Origin of the sequence: Trinickia sp. (genome assembly GCF_051953955.1) — a bacterium.
In the GTDB taxonomy this organism is placed as follows: domain Bacteria; phylum Pseudomonadota; class Gammaproteobacteria; order Burkholderiales; family Burkholderiaceae; genus Trinickia.
In genome coordinates this window covers 1-20862 of record NZ_JBQCIF010000118.1, presented here as the reverse complement: position 1 = coordinate 20862, position 20862 = coordinate 1, and the positions used below count along the sequence as shown (strand labels likewise).

Genomic DNA, 20862 nt, shown 5'->3' with positions numbered 1-20862 from the left:
GCACCGCCTTCGCTGTCCTTCCCTCCCCCCGATTGGCCCCTTCAGCAGTCTCTCTTTCCCCCTCATTGCCCCCGGGAAAACCCGCAGCCCCTACTTCTGGAGCATGCCGGATAAGCGCATGAAACGCGGCCCATAAAACCTGGGGCTGCACAGCTTTTAATCCACCACGCGTGACTGCCCGTGGACAGGTAGTCACGCGTGTGAAGCATCGCAGCCAGCGATTCAGCTGGTGCGAGGGGGACGCTTTTCATTTCACTTATGCACATGGAGAAGTTCATGAACGCACAAGATGCCTCCACCGATTTCGGTGCCGATTTATCGAGCTTCATTCGTCGCATTGACACGTTCGCTTCGTTTGCAAGAAGGGTACAGTTCGAACCCGACGCAACCGGCCGACATCCTGTGAAGCGTCGCGGTATGTTGCCAGCCGCAGCGGCAGCCGGGGCCGCACAGGACGGCATGGACAACGCCGTACCGTGCCCGGAAAGCATTCAGCGACTCTGCACGCCGACGTCACGTCCAATCCCGCGCATCCGCACACCTAAGCGCATTTCGCCTATCCCGCAAGCCCGAGAAAGCGAGGTTTCGAGCGAAAGGACGTCTCGCGTTCTGGTAACCGACGGCGAAGGACTTTATGAAGTCACGGTGCTGACGCCTGAAATCGTCCGCTGCTCGGAGTGGGAACTGGATGGTGACCGCATCGGCACCTGGGCCGCTCTGTTCGGCCCGAAAGGTCGGTACTTCGAGGCATCCCCCGGCCAACAGTTAGATAGGTTGCGCTCGTACCTTAGTTCGCTGCCGAAGAGGAAGACGCAAGCAGCGATTATCGCGGTCCAGAAGGCATCCGCGGCGCGCAGCCTCCCTAAGGTTGAACCGATAGCGATTCACGTTCTCGTCCTGTGCGGCCGATTGGAGAACGTCTGGACCAACGTGCATCTGCGGTTGCGGCCGGTTCAGCGAAGCATTGACCCGCAGGAAGGCAGCGACATGTGGACGCTCGTAGATTCGCTAACCGATAGCTTAGCGACACCGAGCAAGTCTTCTACTCGACAAACCACGTTCTAGGAGAGTAATCGTGACCATTCAATTACCTGCCGCCGTTCCCCTCTTGTCCAGATGGCAAATGAAGGAGCGGAGCTGGACCGAAACGGACCCGATAAACTATGTCGCAAAGCCGTTTTCCAACTCGGAGCTGATTCAGCTATTCCAGCAATGGGGCACGCCACTCAAAGGGCAAGAATACATCTTCGACACGAGGTCTAACTCACCTTCTAGGAAGGCTCAATCCAGGATTGGAAATGTGGTAACCCGCTACACCTCGCGGAAGATGAAGCGGAGGTTGACAACCGAAAGTCGTAAGCCTGAGTTCGGTGCCGTAATCAGATATGACTTCGACAATTCGACATGTGAATTCTATTGCCAGCCACCTTCGGTCCGCATCGCGGTCCCTACAGAGCGAAAGTTTGCGAACGGCACCGTCAGGCACTACCTGATGCCTACGAAATACACTCCCGATATTCTCCGCATCACCTGGTATGGGCCGTACATCGAAGAGTGGAAGACACCGGGTGACCTCGAAGACTTGGCGGAGAAAATGCCAAACAGGTTCTATCGAGACCAAGACGGAACGTGGCGATGTCCAGAGCGTGAGAAGCACTTTGGCGATATGGGCATCACGTTCTGCTTGCGGTCCAGCGACGAAAACTGTTCGCAGTTCACGGACAACCTCGATTTTCTGGCGGATTTCCTATCCGGCAGATGTGCGCCCCTGACAGAGGACGCATGGGCTGCGATTCAAAAATTCACCGACGACCTGTGCCCCATGACGATGGGCGAGCTGCAAAAGCATGCATTACCCGACAATACGCCCTGGAACGAGCCACTCATCATTGATACGCCGCCCGGGAAATTTACGGTCGACGACATCTACAAGGCCATCGCTGAGCGCCGCCTCTTCGTCGACCTCACATACGATGATTTGTCCGAAACGCGCGATACGATTCTTTGCCGGTCAATCGCACAACTCGACGCTCTAAAGGCAAGTCGTCCTCTCCCGCGAGCAGTCGACAACAGGTTCACCTTCGAAGTCGACATGGGTAGCGAATTCATGTTCAAGGGGCAAGCAAAGGTTTATGAGGTGTCGGCAATTAGCAGTAACGCTGTGCACTATTTCGACCAGCAGTCCCGTGATGGCGCGTTGATGCCGATTCCCGACTTCAAAAGGATGATGTTCAACCGCGACATCCTTCTGCTGGCGACCGCGGCGTCCACTGATGAGCTGCTTGCTACTATCGGCGCCCTGACCGACGAACAGATTATTGAAGGAAAGAATCGCTATCTGCTGGTGCGCGACATTGAACTCGGCCGCCCCGTTCGCTGCGCACTCTCCAAACGGCAGGTGCAACGAATCAGGAAAGCTGCGCGTGAGGCCGGAGAATCCCATATTGCTCAGCGTCGTGCGGTTACGCCGAAGCGTCGAAGAGGCGGTAGGTGCCAGATAACCGACAAGCAACTTACGATAGTTCGCGCTGCCGTAGAAGAAGGGAACACCCCCACGAATCCCGGTGTTCGGGCCACGTATCGGCGATATAAGGCTCTGAGTGAGGAGGCGGGAGTCGAGCTAGTGTCGAAGAAGACCTTCTACCGTCACTCCGAGTTTTTTAGGAGCAAGAAAGACAGAGAAGGTCCGCGCGCCGTGTATTCCGAAGAGCCGGCCACGTGGTACCTGCATCTCACCGACAAAGTGCATGGAGGACGCCCTTTTCATCGTGTTCATATCGACCACACGCAGCTGGACGTGTTCGTGGAAATTCGCGGCAGAGGCGGAAGGATATACAAGCGCCGACCGTGGCTCACCTTGGCGATAGACGCGGAAACTCGTGCGGTCGTCGGCTTTTATCTATCGATACATGCTCCGAGCACCGTCAGCTGCATGATGGTAATTCGCCATATGGTGTCGGTATATCAGCGAACACCAGCAATCATCGTCGTGGACAACGGCAGGGAATTCTTGTCCGATGCCTTCGATAAGCTTTGTGACTCGCTCAATATTACTCTGCAGCGCAGGCCTGCACACCAAGCCAGATTCGGCGCAGTAATTGAACGCCTCTTCGGCACACTGAACACTGAGTTCATTCACGACCTTCCGGGAAATTCGAAGGCGCTACGCAATGTGCGCATGGTCACCAAATCTGTCGACCCCTTGCGGGCGGACCTGATGACATTCGCACAGTTGCATGGCTTGCTGGATGAATTTCTCTTCCGTGACTACAACGTCAGAATTCACCCCGCGCATGACCACGCGCCGATTGAGTACATGCATCGTCGCTTTGAATGCACCGGCCGGCGGCTCACGCGCCTGACACCCTACGACGCTGACTTCTACATTCTCACCTGCGTCCCTCCAAAGGGCTCGGTGCGCATGCTCGACAAACAGCGCGGCGTTAAGGTCTGTGGCATCTGGTATTGGTCGGACGCTTTCACCGACAGGTCCCTACGGAAAAGTCAACGGCTGCCTGTGTTAGTGGACATGTGGGATGTCAGCATCGTCTACGTGCAAATCAAGGATAAATGGGTCAGGTGCGAGTCTGCGTTGCTGATGAAGTATCGGAAGCTGACGTCCATCGAGTGGCGATATGTCATCTACGAAGCTCGCCTGCGCATGCGAGGTGTTGATGACCAGAAGTTGGAATCCACCCTATGTTCTGTGCTCAGCGACCACATGCTCCCCGACGCTGCATCCCTTACCGCCGCCACTCGGCACGTCTACGGCGCAGCCGGTCTCGTTAAGGACGCCGTCACGGCGCCACACGTCGAAGTGTCCGAGGACGCCGTTGTATTCAAACAGGTCAACAGCACATCCGCCGACACTCAAAGCATTTTCCGGAATCCCCGGCCGCGGATTCAGAAACAGTTGCTGCTCAACTACGACAACCTGCCGACATCCCGGCCCATCTAGCGGAGTGGATATGAACCCGATTACTTTCGAACAAGCCAAGGCGGGCAGTACCGAGATGAAGGGCATGTACATGAAGTCACTTCGCTTCAGCCATCGCAATCTCAACAAAGTCATTCAGGACGTCAAAAACTGCATGATTCCCTCAGCCGGACTTTCGCTCACGGTAGTCGTCGGTCCTACAGGGGTCGGCAAATCAACATTCGCCAGACTCCAGACCGAAACGCTCTTGAGGCGGTATGAGACGGAAATTCGCGAAGACCCCAGCGTCATTCCGGTCGTCCTGAGCGAAGTAGACGCCCCCGACCAGAAGGAGATTAACTGGCCGCTTTTCTACAACCGCATTTGCGAAGACTTGAACTCTCTCTTTACTGACGAGCCAACGAATCAAACGAGTTCACCGATTGACATTGTGAAGAGCAGTCGCAGGCGGTTCGAGCGAGCGTTGGGGAATCGGCAGGTACGACACCTAATTTTGGACGAGGCGATACATTTCGTCGATTCCAAATCCGACCCGCTCCAATACGGAAATCTGCTGAAGTCGCTGGGAAATCGCGGCAACATGAACCTCTTGCTTGTAGGCGCTTACGGTTCCGAGCAGCTCGTACGCAGCAGCGACCAGTTGGCACGACGAATAGCGGTCGTTCATTTCCCTCGATATCAAGAAAATCAAGATGACTTCGACGCTTTTACACAGCTCATTAAGGAATTTGCCAAGCACATCCCCCTATCAGAGATAGTCGACCTGAAACCGTATGTAATGAAGCTCTTTGAGGCACATATCGGCTTGTCGGGTTGGGCCATCCAAACCCTCATCAAGGCGGTCCTCGCATGCGCGGAAGCGGGAAACAAATGGGACGAAGCCGTGCTTTGGAACTCCTTCCCCTCCCAGGAAGCTTACAACACAGTTGCGCCCAGCACTTTGGACGGCGAAGAACGCGTCAAGCCTTTCCTGCAGCCCGACGGGCCTATGCATTACAAGCCTTTGTCGCAGGTCAAGAGCGAACTCATTGCCAGGGGACGCAGGTCGAACAATCAAGGCGCTGGACGTAAAGGGGAGGACGGGAATGACAGTGCTTTCGCCTAACTGGTTGCCGAACGGCTGGCCGGAGCGGGCTTCGGCCCGCTCCATCCTCTCCGGAGCTTATCCCTACGGAATGTCATACGGCGGCGCCCGCGAATCGCTGGGCAGCTTCATGAATCGGGTCTGCAACGCACAGGACGTCGGAAGATGGACGATGACCCATCGCGTCCTCGGCCCCCTTGCGCGCAACCTGATGGGGGTCGAGCCGATGCGAATGGCCCGCGACGTCGGAAGAGCCGATTACATGGCCACGCTGTCGGGAATAAGTGACGTCGCGTTGGAGTGGGCCGAAGTCCTCAATCGCGCGACGCTTCGCAATGACCTGCAAATGTGCACTCTGCTACCGCTTAGGGGACTAGTACCCTCCCTGAAGCTGCAAGCAACCGCGCGGCGACACTGTCCTTACTGTCTCGATGGTGATGTTCGAGATGGCCGAGAGAGCTATATGCGTCTCCTCTGGCTGCTGGCACCAGTGAAGGCATGTCCGCTCCACGGCGTGAACCTGATGGAGGAACCATGGAAGAGCGAGCCGCATAACAAAAACAACTCCTCTCGCAGACGGAGCGCTCGCGAGTCGCTCCCTTGCACGTCGATGGCGACTGCTGCCAGCGGTTTCGATGTCGAGATATCTCGCATCATCGCGGACCTACTGGAAGACGCAACGGTATTCGCCGGCCTTCAACTCGAGAAGTCTGCCCAGTCTGTGTTTCTCGAATACGCAGCCGACAGCTTGTTCAACGGCAAGCGCGCCCACCTCGCGAGACACCTCGGCGTGAACAAGTCGCTCCTGCACGCGTGGGTTAAAGGGACGGCGAGTATCAGTCTGCACCGCTTAGCGTTGATTGCGTATTGCTGCAATTGTGCAATCGCGGACGTTCTACTGGGCAACAAGGTCAGGCTGTCGTTACGGGCACGCCCATCCGATGAGCCGGATACGTTGCTCAATCGCCGAAATTACGTCGGACGAAAATCCGACGCTGAAATAAAGGACGCGATGCAGCGCGCCCTGCGCAGTGGGCAGGCACTTGCCGGGTATCAGATGGCGGATGAACTCCTGACCTCGCCAAAGTACCTGCGCATGAACTTCCCGGAGGAGTATGCAGCAGTTGTCGCAGCCGGTCAGGAGAAGAGGAAGCACGACCTCGACGAACGGAAGCGTCGGTTCACAGAGGAGTATTGTCGCGCGCACAGTGTGGTTGCCAGCACCGGCGAATATCCCAGCAGGAGGCGCGTCATCGCGAACATGCGAACACGGTCATGCAAGCGCGGGTCGTGGTGGGATTATCACGCGGCACAGCGGGAAGCCCACGCTCGGTACGGCACGGCCGTCCGGAGAAAACACAACTGGACCGCGAGGGCGTCGCCCGTAACTGAAGGAAATACCGGAATCAGTCCCGACAGGGACTTTTTGTAACCATTTGGGCGACCTACAGATGTCGTTTACGACATCTGTAGAGTAACGGCACACAGACCGTTAAGAAGAATGAGTTCGCGACTTTTGGCGCGCCCGGCTGGGATCGAACCAGCAACCCCTGCCTTCGGAGGGCAGTACTCTATCCATTGAGCTACGGGCGCTTCAGCATGAAGGCGTTGCGAGCGGGAAGTCTCGGCGCCAAGCGAGACCGAGAGAATACCCGGTTTCGCCTACCGCGTCCACCGAGCGCCCCGCCAATCTTTCTATTTCCTTTCAACTCAACATCAAACGAGTTCCGCGGCACCGCTCTCGCACGCATCCTTGTCCGCGACCATTCGCACGATGCGCTTCCTCGCGTCGACGATCTGCCCCCTTCGCTGCGCGCTCTAAGGGCAAACACGGGTAAACGCCGCCCCCACCCCGCACCGTCCCCGCTCGCCGACGCCAAAACGTTGCGTCTATAATCGACCGTGTTTGATCGAATTAATTAAGTCGTTGCCGACTTAGCCGTTCCAGGTTCAAGGTTTAGCTGTTGCCGTCGCGCTGTACCGCTCACCAACAATATCCCCGGGAGACGAGACAAGCATGAGCGAAGCACCACACCAAGCCCCGATCAAAACGCCCGGCCAGTTGATCGCCGCGGTCGTCGCGGCGTTCGCCATCCCAATCATCGTCATCTGGCTGCTCGCGTACTACGTCAATCAGTCTGAACGCTCGGGCGCCGGCACGAACGGCCTGGCCGATGCCACCGTCGCCTCACGCATCGCGCCGCTCGCCAAGGTGGATGTCCGCAACCCCAACGCCCCTCCCGTCTACAAGACGGGCGAGGAAGTCTTCAAGGCGGTCTGCACGACCTGCCACACGCCCGGTGCCGCCGGCGCGCCGAAGTTCGGCAATACCAGCGATTGGGCGCCGCGAATCTCGCAGGGCTACGAAACGCTCGTCAAAACGGCCCTGCAGGGCAAGGGGGCGATGCCGCCCCGTGGAGGCACGAGCCCCGACGACTACAGCGATTATGAAATCGCCCGCGCCGTCGTCTATATGGCCGATCACTCCGGTGCGAATTTCCCCGAGCCGGCCGCGCCGGCTTCCGGGACAGCCGCAACCCAAAACACGGCGGCCGCAGCGTCGGGCGCATCGGAGCAAAGTGCCAGCGCGAGCACCGGCTCGGTGAACGATCAGGCCGCCGCCGCCATCGCCGCATTGCCGAGCGCACCGGCTCCGACCTCCTCGGGTGCCGACAAAGCCCAAGCCGGCAAGGCGCTCTACACGCAAGTCTGTCAGGCCTGCCACGCAGCCGGCGTCATGGGCGCGCCGAAGTTCGGCAACAAAGCCGATTGGGCTCCGCGGCTCAAGGACCCGATGGACACGATCTACAACTACGCGCTGCACGGGAAAGGCAACATGCCGCCCAAGGGTGGCTCGCAAGCCTCCGACGACGACGTGAAAGCCGCTGTCGACTATATGGTCAACGCGGCCAAGTAAAGCGCCACACCGCAAGCATCACGCAAACGAACGGGCTCCAGCAATCGCTTGGAGCCCGTTCGTCCATATTCGCCTCTCCGCTCGCTTAGTTCATCTCAAGCCTTCTGCAACAACGCCTTCAAACTCGCCAGCCGATCCTTGGGCGTCATCGGCGCCTCTTCGGGTGTCGGCGGCGGCGCTTCGTCCAGGCCCATTTCGGGGATGAAGCGCGAGGGCTCGCACACCACCGTCTCACGCGCCCGCTTGCGCTTCTTGCACCAATTCAAATGCAAGCTGCGCTGCGCGCGCGTGATCGCCACGTACATCAAGCGGCGCTCTTCCTCGATCCGCGCATCGTCGATCGGCTCGTCGTCCGCACCGCCGCGATGCGGCATGATCCCTTCCTCCACGCCCACCAGAAACACGTGCGGATACTCGAGCCCTTTCGACGCATGCACGGTCGACAATCTCACGGCGTCCGGATCTTCCTCCTTGCCGTCCAGCATCGACATCAACGCCACCGTCTGGATCAAGCCAAGCAGGTTCTTGCCCGTATCCGCCAGGCCATCCGCATTGTCGTAGCCGCTCGCTTCGCCGTCCTCGATCTGGTCGGGCTCCGGCTTCGTGCCCTTGCGCTTGAGCCACTCGAGGAATTCCAACACGTTCTGCCAGCGCGACTGCGCTTGGCGTTCGTCGAACGTGTCGTACAGGTAGGCCTCGTAATGGATGGCTTCCATCAGATCGTCGAGCAGTGTCGTCGCCGCATCTTTCGTCGCACGATCGGCAATGCGCTGCATGAAGTCGCAAAATACGCGCAGCGGCTCGATCTGCCGCGCGGACAGGCGCGCCTCGATCCCGCCCATATAAACGGCCTCGAACAGCGACACCTTCGCCTGCCCCGCGAACGAGCCCAACGCTTCGAGCGTCGTATTGCCGATGCCGCGCCGCGGCGTCGTGACGGCGCGGATGAAAGCAGGATCGTCGTCGGGGTTCGCGATCAGGCGCAAATACGCGCAGATGTCCTTGATCTCCGCCTTATCGAAGAACGATTGGCCGCCCGAGATCACGTAGGGGATGCGCTCGCGGCGCAGCACCTGCTCGAAGATGCGCGCCTGAAAATTGCCGCGATAGAGAATCGCATAATCGCGGAACTGGGTCCGCCGCTCGAACTTGTGAGCCGACAGCCGGAACACGACCGATTCCGCTTCATGCTCTTCGTCGTTGCACTGGGTGACCGTGATCATGTCGCCCATGCCATGCTCGGACCACAGCTTCTTCTCGAACAGCTTCGGGTTGTTCGCGATGACGTTGTTGGCCGCGGTCAGAATCCGCACGGTCGAGCGGTAGTTCTGCTCGAGCTTGATCAAATGCAGCTTCGGAAAATCCTTGCCGAGTTGCCCGAGGTTCTCGAGCGTCGCGCCGCGCCAGCCGTAGATCGCCTGGTCGTCGTCGCCGACGGCCGTGAACGCCGCGCGCGGCCCCGCGAGCAGCTTCACCAATTCGTACTGGCACGCATTCGTGTCCTGGTACTCGTCGATGAGCAAGTACCTGAGCTTGTTCTGCCACCGGTCGCGCACGGCTTCGTTCTGAGCGAAGAGCTCGGTCGGCAGGCGGATCAGGTCGTCGAAATCGACGGCTTGGTAGGCATGCAGCGTAGCGACGTAATTGCGATAGACGATCGCCGCTTGGTGCTCGTCCTCGTTCGCCGCGCTGGCCGCGGCCACGTGCGGATCGATGAGGCCATTCTTCCAGAGCGAGATGATCGACTGTATCTTGCGGATGAAGCCTTTGTCGGTCGAGCCGACCTGCTCTTGGATCAGGCCGAAGCAGTCGTCAGAATCCATGATCGAGAACTGCGGCTTCAGCCCGAGATGCTCGGCCTCCTGCCGCAGAATCTGCACGCCGAGCGAGTGAAACGTACAGACCGTCAATTGATTGACGGGCACCTTCCGGCCCTCTTTGCCCGGCGCGGTCAGCGTCTTGCCCTCGAGCAGCTTGCCGACGCGCTCGCGCATTTCGGCGGCAGCCTTGTTCGTGAACGTCACGGCCGCGATATGGCGGGGTTCGAAGCCCTTGTTCTCGATGAGATGGGCGATCTTCTGCGTGATCACGCGCGTCTTGCCGCTGCCGGCACCGGCAAGCACGAGGCACGGGCCATCGAGGTAGCGCACCGCCTCGCTCTGGGCGGGATTCAATCCTGCGGACATCGTCTGGATGGGTCTAACGAGGTTGGCGGTTCTGCTTGAGCACGCATCGATGCTGTAACGGATGCGCGGTGCGAAGCCCTTGGGGGCAAGTGCGCGATGTTAACACGGATGGGGCCTGGAATCGGGTGCCCCGGATGGAATCGGTTCCTCCCCACTGCCTGGCATGCCACAATGCTCGACTCTCTTGGCGCGCGGCCGATCGGTCCCTTTTCGAGCGCATCGTCGGCGCCCGCTCGTTCATTTGTCGTAAGCAAGACGGAGGAATCCACGCATGGCTCGCACATTGAAAATCGGTTTGATGGGCTACGGATTCGCGGGCGCGACGTTCCATGCGCCCGTCATCGAGCATTGCGGGGCCCCGGCCGATGCGCCGAACGCGCCCTACGCGCGCGTCGCGGCGATCGCCACGAGCCAGCCGGAGCACGCACGCGCCGATTACCCCGCAGCCGAAATCATGGCCGATCTCGACGGGCTCATCGCCTCGGGCAATGTCGATTGCATCGTGATCGCCACGCCGAACGATACGCACTATGCGCTTGCGGCCAAAGTGCTCGCGGCGGGCAAGCACGTCGTCGTCGACAAGCCCGTCACGTTGACGGCCGCCGAGGCGCGGACGCTCGCCCGCCTCGCGCGCGAGCACGGCGTTCTATTCGCGCCCTTTCACAATCGCCGCTGGGACGGCGATTTCTTGACCGTGCGCGAACTCATCGAAGGCGGCACGCTCGGGCGCATCGTTCATTTCGAATCCCACTTCGATCGCTTTCGGCCGCAGGTGCGTCAGCGCTGGCGCGAGGAGGCATCCCGCGGCGGCGGCCTGCTGTTCGATCTCGGGCCGCACCTCATCGATCAGGCACTCGCGCTATTCGGCGCGCCGGAATCGATCTTTGCGACGGTCAAGCAACATCGAGATCAGGCGAGTGCCCCCGATTACGTCCATCTGCTGCTCGGCTATGCCGATAAAGAGGTCGTGCTGCACGCGAGCGCCCTGGCGGCGATCGAGCCTCCGCGCTTCGCCGTTCACGGCACGCGCGGCAGCTATGTGAAAGCGGGGCTCGATACGCAGGAAGATCAGCTGAAGGCAGGGCTGCGCCCCGGGCAAGACGGTTTCGGCGGCGGCAATGCGGCAGGCACGCTGCGTGCTCTGGAGGGCGAGCGTGAAGTCGAACGGGTCGTGCCGACGCGCGACGGGGCCTATGTCGAGTTCTACCGCGCCCTCGCCGAAGCGATCGCGCATGGCGCGCCGTTTCCCGTTTCCGCGCAAGATGCCGTCGATGTCATGACGGTCATCGAACTCGCGAACGAAAGCGCACGCGAAGGCAGGCGGCTGCCTTTCGTGCGTGTGCCGGCGTGAGTTCGTTACAACGGCGTTCCCGAAAGATTCGCGATTCGCATGTCATCTGGGCGCCCGTGCTGGACGTTTATTACCCCATGGCCGATCCGGTCGATCTACTGCGCCGGTTCCCATGAAAACCATAAGGAGATATGGGATGCAACGCTCGATTCGCGCACTCGTTTATTGCGCGCTGGTTTCCATGTTGGCTGCCTGCGCCGTGTCGCCGCCGCCGCGCCGGCGTGCGCCGCCGCCCCCGCCGCCTCCGCCGGTGGTGCGGCCGAACCCGCACGAGGCCGAACTCGCACGGCGTGCGCAAGTGGACGAGCGTATCGACAACTTGAACCGTCGCATCGATGAGCGCGTCAGCCAAGGCTATTACCCGCCGCCGACGGGCGCCGGGCTGCATCACCGGCTCGACGTGATCCATCAAGAGATCAGCGACATGGCCGCGCAGCACGGCGGCGGTCTGTCGGGCGACGAAGAGCGCGTGATCAATCAGGAGTTGGACGGCGCGGCACGGGTCATCGGCAACTGAGCTCCGCTAGCGGCGCAAGGCTGCTTCCCGAGAAGACGAAACGCGGCCGGGCCTACGAGCCCGCCGCGTTTTTTTTGGCATCAGACAAGAGCGCTTTATCGGCCGCTCGGCCCGCGCGGCCGATAAAGCACGAAGCTCAGCGCCGGCTCTGCACCGCCATGCGAACGGCGAGGCCGGCGAGCACCGTCCCCATGAGCCAGCGCTGTACCATCACCCAGCTCGGCCGCCCGGCCAGGAAGGCCGCAATGGAGCCGGCCATCATCGCAACGGCGGTATTGACGACGAGACTCGCCGCGATTTGCAGGCTGCCGAGCGTCAACGATTGGGCGAGCACGCTGCCGCGGTGCGGATCGATGAACTGCGGCAGCAGCGATAGGTAGAGCACGGCGATCTTCGGATTGAGCAGATTCGTGACGAGGCCCATGACGAACAGCTTACGAGGGCTATCGGCCGGCAGGTCGCGCACCTCGAACGGGGAGCGGCCGCCCGGCTTCACCGCCTGCCAGGCCAGATAGACCAGATAGAGCGCGCCGCCGAGCCGCAGCACGTCGTACGCGAACGGCACCGCCATCAGCAATGCGGTGATGCCGCACGCCGTGCTGACCATATAAAAGACGAAGCCGAGCGCGACCCCGCCCAGCGAGATCATGCCCGCGGCGCGCCCCTGGCAGAGCGAGCGGGAGACGAGGTAGATCATGTTGGGGCCGGGCGTCAGCGCGATACCGAGCGCGACGAGGCCGAAGGCGAGTAACGAGCTGGGCGTGGGCATTGCCTCTCCTCGATCGACGAACGTTGAATAGACGGGGGATAGATGGATAGATGGATGGATAGTAAGCGCAACTACGCAAGAACGGCGGATGACGGACGCGCCAGCCTGGCTTCGATATCGCGAATCATCCTTTCCATCCAGGCTCGCAGTACGCCGTCGAAACAGGCGGCGGCCGTCGAGCCGGCGACGAGGCGATAGACATCGTTGCGGCGCACCTTCGAGATCTTCTCGGGATCGAGCCAGGCATCGTTGGCGGCCAGCAGCCGCAGCGTTTCGAGCCCGATCAGAATCGGCCATAAGCACGCCAAGCGCAGACGGATCGACGAGCGCGGAATCGAGAACGTGTAGTCGGCTGCGGCGCGATAGTGCGCGAGCGCCGTCGCCATCAATTCGACGAGCACCGGGCGCGCACGGCTCGATGCGTCCGACGCGAGCAGCGCGGCGGGCGTCAGTCCGTGCCGTTCGAGCAGCGCCGTCGGCAGATAGCAGCGTCCTATCCGAAGATCCTTCGAACAGTCTCGCAAGATGTTCGTCAACTGCAGCGCTTTGCCGAAGCGCACTCCGCGCGCAACGACGGTCTCTTGCGGTTCGTCGAAGGTGCGGGGCAGGTGCGCGCAGGTCATCTTCGTCCAAAACTCGCCGACGCATCCGGCCACGAGGTACGTGTAGCGATCGAGTTCCGATACGTCGCTCAGGGCGGCGACGTCCCCCGAATCCTCGGAGGGGAACGTGCGCAGATCGAACTCCATGCCCGTCGTCAGCGTCGCGACGATGTCGACCACTGCGGCGCGATCGGCCGCATCGAACTCGCCCAGCACCGCGAGCGCGGCACCGAGGGATTCGAGCAGGCGCTTTTCGTCGGGCAGCGCTTGCTGGCCGGCCACTTCATCGGCAACCCGAGCGATCGCATGCATCGTGTCTTCGCCGCGATCGCCCCGAACCGCGGCACGCAGCGCCAGCAGCAGCGACAAACGGCGCGCCGGCTCGATCAACGAGGTATCGGCGATCGTGTCGGCCGCACGCGCGAGCAGATAGGCCAAGCCGACGGGATCGCGCATGGGCGCCGGCAAGACGGCCAACGTCAAATAAAACGAGCGCGAGACGCGCTTGAGCAAGGGGCCGAGCAGGTCGGCGCGGACGGCGTTGGACATGAATCGAATAGGAAAGGGAGATGCACGCAACGGTCCGCAATTGTAGCCGGGCGCCCGCCCGCCATCCCGCCTTGCGCGCACGCGGCGGCTGCCGCAGCCGGTTTTCGCTGCGCGCGGGCATAGCCGGTGCGATACTGATCGGCATCTTCAACGCCGACCGGCCCCGCCCATGACCGCTCTGGCCGACGCCGTCCTCGTCCTCCATGCGCTCGTCGTGCTGTTCATCGTCGGCGGATTCGCCGCGGTGTGGCTCGGCGCCGCACTGGAGTGGGCCTGGGTGCGCGATCGGCGCTTCAGATTCGCGCATTTGGCCGCCATCGGCATCGTCGCGCTGCTGGCGGCGCTCGATATTCCCTGCCCGCTGACGGTGCTCGAGGATCGGCTGCGCACGGGCAGCGCCGGACCGGAAGGATTCGTCCAGCACTGGGTCGGGCGCCTGCTTTACTACGACCTGCCAGGGTGGGTCTTTACGCTCGCCTACGTCCTGTTCGCGCTCGTCGTGCTGTTGACGTGGCGCTACGTCCCGCCGCGCCCTCCTCCACGACGATGACAGGATGGACGGCCCCGCCGCTCACGGTGATCGCGCGGCGGCCTCTTGCCGCAGTTTCGCCGCCGCTTGCAGCACGGCCTGAGCGTCGCGCTTTCGTCCCATCTCGCCGTATAGCTTCGCGAGATTGCCGAGCACGCGCACATAGTCTCCGCGATAGGTGGCGGGGTCTTTTTTCGTGAGGGGGCCGTACAGCGCGACGGCGCGCCGATACGCGTCCTCCGCCTCGCGCCGGCGATGCATCTTCGCCAGCAACACGCCGAGATTGTTCAACGCGCGCGCCCGATCGGCGTCGAAGGCACCGGGCGCGGCACGTTCGAACGACGCCAACGTCCGCAGTGCCTGGCGATAAGCATGCTCGGCCAACGACGTCCGGCCCTCGCGCCGATACAGCACGCCCAGGTTCGTCAGCGTGCGTGCGACATCAGGGCCGTCGCGCACGGGGCTTTCGAGCGCGAGCCGGCGACGAATCGACAGCGCCTCCTCGTAGGCTTGCTCCGCCTGCGCATACTGTCCCGCATCGCTATAGAAGTTTCCGAGATTGTTCAGCGTGCGCGCCAGTGCCGGCCGGTAAGCGAGGGCATTGTCCTGCACCAGCGCGCGCTGCAGGGCGAGCGCCTCGGCGTAGGCGCTTTGCGCTTCGCCGGTGCGATGGGCCGTCGCATAGAGCACGCCGAGGTTGTTCAGCGTCGTCGCCAAATCGGGCGTGTAGCCCGGCGCATCGTGCTGCGCGAGCGCTCGCTCGAGCTTGAGCGCCTCGCGATAGGCGTCGATCGCATCGTCGGGGCGATCGGCGTCGCGATAGAGCCCGGCAAGCGCCTGCAGCAGGTCGGCAACCGCGGGGCCGAAGCGCTCGGGCTGCGCCCGCGCCAACTCCCAGTACATCCCGAGCGCGTGCAAGTCCGCCATCTCGGCATCGGCCGGCAGCGTCAACGCAGCATACAAGGCGCCGAGCTTGCTCAGCGCACGCGCAAAGCGCCGCTGCCAGCGCTCGGGCTTGCTATGCGCCAATACCTGATAGCGCAGCACGAGCGATTCGTAGACAGGCTGCGCCTGCTCGAACAAGCGCGCTTCCACCAGCAGGTCGCCATATAGATCGGCAATGTCCAGGTCGTCGGACCGCAAGACGTGTGCGACGCGGATAAACGTAAGCGCTCGCTTCGGCAAGAAGCGCAGCCATTCGACGATGCCGGCTTCCAAGCTGCGTGCGGCAATGAGATCGTTGGGTGCGCCGGACTCCGCCAGTTCCGCAGCAAGCAGCTTGGCCGCTGCGTCGAGATCGAGCGCGGCGACGGCGGCATCGACCTGCGGCTCGAGCGGATCGTCGGTTCTCAGCACGCGCAGGCGCCGCAGCAGCAGCCCGTATCGATCGTTCCAGTCGTGCGCGAGCGTCAGGAAATCGACGTCGTCCTCATGGGTGCTCTGCTGGGCGAGGGCCAGCACGATCGGCGCAACCGTTTCGAACGGCACCGCCGACACCGTCGCGAAGATGACATTGGCGGCCTTCGCCAAAACCACGCGTTGGCTGCCCGATAAATGAGCACGGCGCGCGGCGCGTCCGGCGTCGGCCACGAATCGCTGAATCTGTGCAGGTGCGACGCCGCAATCACGCTCGAAACGAAAGCCGTGCTCGACGTCGGTGACGGAAAGCGCGGGGGCGCAAGGCGGCGGCGGTGGCGGCTGCGACGCGGCCATCGACGTCAAAGCCTGCGCCATCGCGAGGCCCGCGAGCCATCGATGCGCGCGCCGATTGCTCATGCTCGTCTTCTCGTGGCAAATGGCTGTCGATCACCCACATGAACAACGGCGGCGGCCAAGCCGTATGTTGGCAGGCGCACGCCTGGGAGCCGCCGCCGATTGCCGACGTGAGCGCGACACCACATAGTAGCCAGCATAGGCGCGTTGGCCCGATCGCGCATCGTGCGGCGCATCGTCGACGGGACATCATGCGGCCCAGAACGATCTTTTTACGGTTGAGCGAAACGCTGCCGCGGCACTGGACGCCGGCTGACGCCAACGGCGCGCGCCGATGGGGCCTGAGCTTCGGGGCGGGTCTCTTGCTTTTTACGATCGTCGGCGTGTTCGGCGCTTACATGGCGATCGACGAACGGCAGGGCGGCGACGACGCTTGGAATCGATCCGACGTCGGCCGCATCCGTCGCTCGTTCGCGCCGGCAAGCGATGCCGCCCCGGTTTCGGCGTCGTCCGCGGACTTCGCCTCGCTGCCGAGCCCGATCCCGATCCCTGTTGCCCAGGAAGCCAGCGCGGCAGCCGCCGCCAAACCGCCGACGAACGCCGATCGCACACATGGGCATGGGCATGTGCTCGGGCACGGGCATGGACGGGACCACCGGCACCCGGGCGCGCACCGCCGCCGGCACCCGTCTCACATCACGATCACGCCGGCGCCCGACATTCTCTTCACGCTGCCGCACTTCCAGACGGAACCGCTGCGGATGCCGGTGGCGCCGCGTTCACCGTCGGCCCCGCTGAATGTGTCCGACAATCAGCACGAGCTATATCGCGGACATTGAATTAGCGTACGCGCACGCATGCACCCGAGCACGGCGTGGCCGTCGGCCCGAACGCCCACGGCGCCGCGGCTCACTTCGCCACAGTGCGTGCCCGCCGTCCTTGCTCGGCGATGTCGGCGAGCGTGGCCGCCGGCGTGCTGACTTCCTTCGGCACGCGGATTTCAATGAGCGCGGGCCGGCCGCTCGCGATGCATCGATCGAACGCCGGCAAAAAATCGGCCGTGCGCTCGACCGTCTCCCCATGCGCGCCGAACGCGCGCGCGAACGCGGCAAAGTCCGGATTGGTGAGTCCGGTGCCATGCGTGCGCCCGGGATAGTGCCGCTCCTGATGCATGCGGATCGTGCCATAGTGCGCGTTGTTCACGACGATGAACACGACGTTCAGGCCATACTGCATCGCCGTCGCAAGCTCCTGCGACGACATCATGAAACAGCCGTCGCCGGCAAATGCAACGACGGTCCGATCGGGATAGAGCGACTTGGCGGCGATGGCGGCAGGCACGCCGTAGCCCATTGCGCCGCTCGTCGGCGCAAGCTGCGTGCGCCATTGCCGATAGGCGAAATGCCGATGCAGCCAGATCGCGTAGTTGCCCGCGCCGTTCGTCACGATCGCATCGGCAGGCAACCGCTCGCGCAGCTGCTTCATGATGTCCCCGAGCTGCACGTCGCCGAGCATCGGCCGCGGCGCGCTCCACGCCAAGTAGGTGCGATGCGCTTCGTCGGCGCTGCCCGCCCATATCGGCGCCTGCAAAGGCTCGAGCCCCGCGAGCGCGGCCGCGATTTCGGGCATGCCCGAGACGATCGGCAGGTCGGCCGCATAGACGCGGCCGAGCTCCTCGGCGCCCTGATGGACGTGCACGAGCGTTTGGCGCGTCTTCGGAATGTCGAGCAGCGTATAGCCGCCCGTCGTGGCTTCGCCCAAACGCGGCCCGATGACGAGCAGCAAATCGGCGTCGCCGATGCGTTGCGCGAGCGCGGGATTGATGCCGAGCCCGACATCGCCCGCGTAATTCGGATGATCGTTGTCGATCGTGTCTTGGTACCGGAACGCGCAGCCGATCGGCAATTGCCACGCTTCGACGAAGCGGCGCAGATCGTCGCAGGCCTGCGCGCTCCAGCCACTGCCGCCCGCGATCACCATCGGCCGCTGCGCCTGCTCGAGCAACTGGCGCAACCGATCGATCTGGGCGGACGAAGGCGACGCCGCGACGCGTTGGAACCGCGGCGCGGGCGTCACGTGCGCACAGGCGTCGGTCAGCATGTCTTCGGGCAGCGCCAATACGACGGGGCCGGGCCGGCCCGCACAGGCGGTGTGGAACGCATGGCTCAGGTATTCGGGAATGCGGCGCGCATCGTCTATCTGCGCGACCCACTTCGCCATCTGCCCGAACATGCGCCGATAGTCGATCTCTTGAAACGCTTCCCGGTCGAGATGATCGCGCGCGCATTGGCCGATGAGCAGGATCATCGGGGTGGAATCTTGAAACGCCGTATGCACGCCGATCGATGCATGCGTCGCACCCGGCCCGCGCGTGACGATCGCGACGCCGGGACGGCCGGTGAGCTTGCCCGTCGCCTCGGCCATGTTGGCCGCACCGGCCTCGTGCCGGCAGACGATCGTGCGAATGCGCTCGGTTTCGTCGTGAAGGGCATCGAGGACGGCGAGAAAGCTTTCTCCCGGCACGCTGAAAACACGATCGACGCCGTGCGTGATCAGTGCGTCGACGAGCAGGTGCGCTCCGGTCACGTGGGCGGTATCGGCGGCATTCGACATAAAACGGCGACCTCCTGGCTGGCTATGGCCCTATTGGTTCGTTGGCGACGAGAAGAACGGCGGAACGGCTGAACGGTTGCATCGCGAAACGCGGCGCCGACAGCTTACGCCCGACCGTTGGCCCCTGTCACTGCGAAAAACCGGCGCAAGGCAAGCCTCGGCTACGCCGCGACGGAGCACCGCTCGCGCAACCGGCGGCGCCCTCGATTCGACGGTGCGTCAGCACTCGACGATATTGACCGCCAGCCCGCCGCGCGACGTCTCCTTGTACTTCGTCTTCATGTCGGCGCCCGTCTCGCGCATCGTCTTGATGACCGAGTCGAGCGAGACATAATGGCTGCCGTCGCCGCGCAACGCCATGCGGGCGGCGTTCACGGCCTTGACCGCCGCCATCGCGTTGCGCTCGATGCAGGGAATCTGCACCATCCCGCCGACGGGATCGCACGTCAGCCCGAGGTTGTGCTCCATGCCGATCTCGGCCGCATTCTCGACCTGCTTCGGCGTGCCCCCGAGCACGGCGGCCAACGCACCGGCGGCCATCGAGCACGCCACCCCGACTTCGCCCTGGCAGCCCACTTCGGCCCCCGAAATCGAGGCGTTGAGCTTGTAGAGAATGCCGATCGCGGCCGCGGTCATCAGGTAATCGATGACGCCCTGCTCGTTCGCGCCGGGCACGAAGCGCGTGTAGTAGTGCAGCACGGCCGGCACGATGCCGGCGGCGCCGTTGGTCGGTGCCGTGACGACTCGGCCGCCCGCCGCATTCTCTTCATTGACGGCGATGGCGTAGAGGTTGATCCAATCGACCATCGACAGCGGATCGCGCAGCGCCTGCTCGGGATTGCCCGACAGCGTGCGATAGAGCTGCGGCGCGCGGCGCTTGACCTGAAACGGCCCGGGCAGGTTGCCGTCGGCATCGGGATTGCCGATGCCGCAGCCGCGCGCCACGCACGATTGCATCACGTCCCAGATTTTCAGCAGGCCGGTGCGCGTTTCTTCCTCGGTGTGCCAGACGCGCTCGTTGTCCCACATGAGTTGGGCGATGGACTTGCCCGTTTGCGCGCACATCGCGAGCAGCTCGTTGCCCGTCGTGAACGGGTGGGCGCGTTGATCGGCCGCTTGCAGCACCTTCGTGTTCGGCGCACCGGCGGTCACGACGAAGCCGCCGCCGACCGAGAGGTAGGTCGCCTCGCGCAGCACCGCGCCGCTCGCATCGAGCGCCCGCAGCTTCAGACCGTTCGGGTGCTCGGGCAGCGCCTGGCGATAAAAGGCGATCTGCTCTTTCGGATAGAAGCCGATCTCGTGCGTCCCCCCGAGTGCGAGCCGGCGCGAACGGGTCACCGCCTCGAGCCGCTCGGCGATCGTCGACGGATCGACAGTGTCGGGCGCGTCGCCCATCAAGCCCAGCATGACGCCGCGATCGGTGCCGTGCCCTTTGCCGGTCGCGCCGAGCGAGCCATAGAGCTCGACCTTGACCGAGGCCGTCTGCGGCAGCAACGCGTCGCGCTCGAGCCCCTGCACGAACAGCAGGGCCGCACGCATCGGCCCCACCGTGTGCGAGCTCGAGGGGCCGATGCCGATTTTGAAGAGATCGAAGACGCTGACTGCCATTGCTGCTCCATAAGCTGATCGAGGCGAACTGCCCGCCCCGGGTTGATGAGTGCACGCGCTTTGCGCCTACGCGCCTTTGCGCCATCGTCAAGGCAGCGATCAGGACGCGCGCTGCGTCTCGCTATCTCGCTATCTCGCAGGCAACGGCAAACAGACCGAAAGCCACGCGGGCGGCGCGGATTCGAGCTTTTGCGCCACGCCCGCGTAGCGGCCCGATAGCCGCGCCGCGAGGTGAAACAATTCGGCCGAATTTTTTGGGTCCCAGGGGCCGGAATAGCCCGGCACGCCGGCCTCGCGCCGCTTGGCATCGAAGGCGACGCTCGAATGGACGAATTCCTCATGCGTTTTTTCGCCTAGCGCATACGGCACGAGCCAATCGAGGGCGAGGGCGAGCGTCGCGCCGTTCGCCGCGCGCTGCGTGAGCCAATTGCGGTTGTGACGGCGGGCCGCCAACGCCGCGACCACGAGCGGCTGCAAGTCGTACGTC

16 protein-coding genes and 1 tRNA gene are annotated in these 20862 nt (G+C 62.9%); 9 read left to right on the top strand and 8 right to left on the bottom strand.

All coding sequences use genetic code 11. The annotated features are described in order from the left end of the window. The first annotated feature begins 276 nt into the window (after positions 1–276). From ACTHNZ_RS22095 to ACTHNZ_RS22080, 4 genes are read left to right on the top strand one after another with little or no spacing between them, the layout of a single operon-like run. The gene (locus ACTHNZ_RS22095; protein WP_440544723.1) at positions 277–1065 is read left to right on the top strand and encodes a hypothetical protein; all 789 of its coding nucleotides are present in this window, start codon (positions 277–279) and stop codon (positions 1063–1065) included. 10 nt (positions 1066–1075) lie between these two features. Further along, the gene (locus ACTHNZ_RS22090; protein WP_440544722.1) at positions 1076–3958 is read left to right on the top strand and encodes a DDE-type integrase/transposase/recombinase; all 2883 of its coding nucleotides are present in this window, start codon (positions 1076–1078) and stop codon (positions 3956–3958) included. 10 nt (positions 3959–3968) lie between these two features. Further along, on the top strand, positions 3969–5042 hold the full coding sequence (locus ACTHNZ_RS22085) for an AAA family ATPase (RefSeq protein WP_440544721.1): 1074 nt from the start codon (positions 3969–3971) through the stop codon (positions 5040–5042). Continuing rightward, complete coding sequence (locus ACTHNZ_RS22080; RefSeq protein WP_440544720.1) at positions 5023–6453, top strand: TniQ family protein; 1431 nt, start codon at positions 5023–5025, stop codon at positions 6451–6453. The genes ACTHNZ_RS22085 and ACTHNZ_RS22080 overlap by 20 nt, the downstream gene beginning before the upstream one ends. A gap of 85 nt (positions 6454–6538) precedes the next feature. Here the strand turns inward: ACTHNZ_RS22080 and ACTHNZ_RS22075 are convergent. Then, a tRNA-Arg gene (locus ACTHNZ_RS22075) sits at positions 6539–6614 on the bottom strand. A 424-nt stretch (positions 6615–7038) separates the two neighbouring features. Here ACTHNZ_RS22075 and ACTHNZ_RS22070 point away from each other — a divergent pair. Then, positions 7039–7938 (top strand): c-type cytochrome, encoded by a 900-nt coding sequence (locus ACTHNZ_RS22070; protein ID WP_440544719.1) that lies wholly within the window; start codon positions 7039–7041, stop codon positions 7936–7938. Between the two features lie 95 nt (positions 7939–8033). On the opposite strand, the gene ACTHNZ_RS22065 is transcribed toward ACTHNZ_RS22070, so the two are convergent. Continuing rightward, positions 8034–10124, bottom strand: a complete 2091-nt coding sequence (locus ACTHNZ_RS22065; RefSeq protein ID WP_440544718.1) for a UvrD-helicase domain-containing protein — start codon at positions 10122–10124, stop codon at positions 8034–8036. A gap of 271 nt (positions 10125–10395) precedes the next feature. Here ACTHNZ_RS22065 and ACTHNZ_RS22060 point away from each other — a divergent pair, with 271 nt between their 5' ends. Further along, positions 10396–11475 carry an oxidoreductase gene (locus ACTHNZ_RS22060; RefSeq protein ID WP_440544717.1) on the top strand — a complete coding sequence of 360 codons (1080 nt, stop codon included), beginning with the start codon at positions 10396–10398 and terminating at the stop codon, positions 11473–11475. 136 nt (positions 11476–11611) lie between these two features. Continuing rightward, positions 11612–11992: a hypothetical protein gene (locus ACTHNZ_RS22055; protein WP_440544716.1), complete on the top strand. Its 381-nt coding sequence runs from the start codon at positions 11612–11614 to the stop codon at positions 11990–11992. A 136-nt stretch (positions 11993–12128) separates the two neighbouring features. On the opposite strand, the gene ACTHNZ_RS22050 is transcribed toward ACTHNZ_RS22055, so the two are convergent. After that, a complete protein-coding gene (locus ACTHNZ_RS22050; RefSeq protein WP_440544715.1) occupies positions 12129–12761 on the bottom strand; it encodes a LysE family translocator in 633 nt (210 codons plus the stop codon). 71 nt (positions 12762–12832) lie between these two features. Further along, the gene (locus ACTHNZ_RS22045) at positions 12833–13912 is read right to left on the bottom strand and encodes a phytoene/squalene synthase family protein (RefSeq protein WP_440544714.1); all 1080 of its coding nucleotides are present in this window, start codon (positions 13910–13912) and stop codon (positions 12833–12835) included. A 169-nt stretch (positions 13913–14081) separates the two neighbouring features. Between ACTHNZ_RS22045 and ACTHNZ_RS22040 the strand changes: the two genes are divergently transcribed. Beyond that, on the top strand, positions 14082–14462 hold the full coding sequence (locus tag ACTHNZ_RS22040; RefSeq protein ID WP_440544713.1) for a DUF2784 domain-containing protein: 381 nt from the start codon (positions 14082–14084) through the stop codon (positions 14460–14462). Between the two features lie 21 nt (positions 14463–14483). On the opposite strand, the gene ACTHNZ_RS22035 is transcribed toward ACTHNZ_RS22040, so the two are convergent. Then, the gene (locus ACTHNZ_RS22035) at positions 14484–16217 is read right to left on the bottom strand and encodes a tetratricopeptide repeat protein (RefSeq protein ID WP_440544712.1); all 1734 of its coding nucleotides are present in this window, start codon (positions 16215–16217) and stop codon (positions 14484–14486) included. Positions 16218–16432: 215 nt separating this feature from the next. Here ACTHNZ_RS22035 and ACTHNZ_RS22030 point away from each other — a divergent pair, with 215 nt between their 5' ends. Further along, on the top strand, positions 16433–16993 hold the full coding sequence (locus ACTHNZ_RS22030) for a hypothetical protein (protein WP_440544711.1): 561 nt from the start codon (positions 16433–16435) through the stop codon (positions 16991–16993). A 70-nt stretch (positions 16994–17063) separates the two neighbouring features. Here the strand turns inward: ACTHNZ_RS22030 and ACTHNZ_RS22025 are convergent, their stop codons facing one another. From ACTHNZ_RS22025 to ACTHNZ_RS22015, 3 genes are all read right to left on the bottom strand, one after another. Continuing rightward, the gene (locus ACTHNZ_RS22025) at positions 17064–18767 is read right to left on the bottom strand and encodes a thiamine pyrophosphate-binding protein (protein ID WP_440544710.1); all 1704 of its coding nucleotides are present in this window, start codon (positions 18765–18767) and stop codon (positions 17064–17066) included. 219 nt (positions 18768–18986) lie between these two features. Further along, on the bottom strand, positions 18987–20375 hold the full coding sequence (locus ACTHNZ_RS22020) for an L-serine ammonia-lyase (protein WP_440544709.1): 1389 nt from the start codon (positions 20373–20375) through the stop codon (positions 18987–18989). 129 nt (positions 20376–20504) lie between these two features. After that, a partial coding sequence (locus tag ACTHNZ_RS22015; RefSeq protein WP_440544708.1) for an alginate lyase family protein occupies positions 20505–20862 on the bottom strand: 358 nt, incomplete at its 5' end.

Excerpts from the sequence above, each read along its gene's own strand:
- ACTHNZ_RS22020 (WP_440544709.1), bottom strand. The coding sequence starts at position 20,375 with ATGGCAGTCAGCGTCTTCGATCTCTTCAAAATCGGCATCGGCCCCTCG.
- ACTHNZ_RS22060 (WP_440544717.1), top strand. The coding sequence starts at position 10,396 with ATGGCTCGCACATTGAAAATCGGTTTGATGGGCTACGGATTCGCGGGC.
- ACTHNZ_RS22085 (WP_440544721.1), top strand. The coding sequence starts at position 3,969 with ATGAACCCGATTACTTTCGAACAAGCCAAGGCGGGCAGTACCGAGATG.
- ACTHNZ_RS22055 (WP_440544716.1), top strand. The coding sequence starts at position 11,612 with ATGCAACGCTCGATTCGCGCACTCGTTTATTGCGCGCTGGTTTCCATG.
- ACTHNZ_RS22040 (WP_440544713.1), top strand. The coding sequence starts at position 14,082 with ATGACCGCTCTGGCCGACGCCGTCCTCGTCCTCCATGCGCTCGTCGTG.
- ACTHNZ_RS22025 (WP_440544710.1), bottom strand. The coding sequence starts at position 18,767 with ATGTCGAATGCCGCCGATACCGCCCACGTGACCGGAGCGCACCTGCTC.
- ACTHNZ_RS22065 (WP_440544718.1), bottom strand. The coding sequence starts at position 10,124 with ATGTCCGCAGGATTGAATCCCGCCCAGAGCGAGGCGGTGCGCTACCTC.
- ACTHNZ_RS22070 (WP_440544719.1), top strand. The coding sequence starts at position 7,039 with ATGAGCGAAGCACCACACCAAGCCCCGATCAAAACGCCCGGCCAGTTG.
- ACTHNZ_RS22095 (WP_440544723.1), top strand. The coding sequence starts at position 277 with ATGAACGCACAAGATGCCTCCACCGATTTCGGTGCCGATTTATCGAGC.
- ACTHNZ_RS22045 (WP_440544714.1), bottom strand. The coding sequence starts at position 13,912 with ATGTCCAACGCCGTCCGCGCCGACCTGCTCGGCCCCTTGCTCAAGCGC.
- ACTHNZ_RS22080 (WP_440544720.1), top strand. The coding sequence starts at position 5,023 with ATGACAGTGCTTTCGCCTAACTGGTTGCCGAACGGCTGGCCGGAGCGG.
- ACTHNZ_RS22035 (WP_440544712.1), bottom strand. The coding sequence starts at position 16,217 with ATGAGCAATCGGCGCGCGCATCGATGGCTCGCGGGCCTCGCGATGGCG.
- ACTHNZ_RS22050 (WP_440544715.1), bottom strand. The coding sequence starts at position 12,761 with ATGCCCACGCCCAGCTCGTTACTCGCCTTCGGCCTCGTCGCGCTCGGT.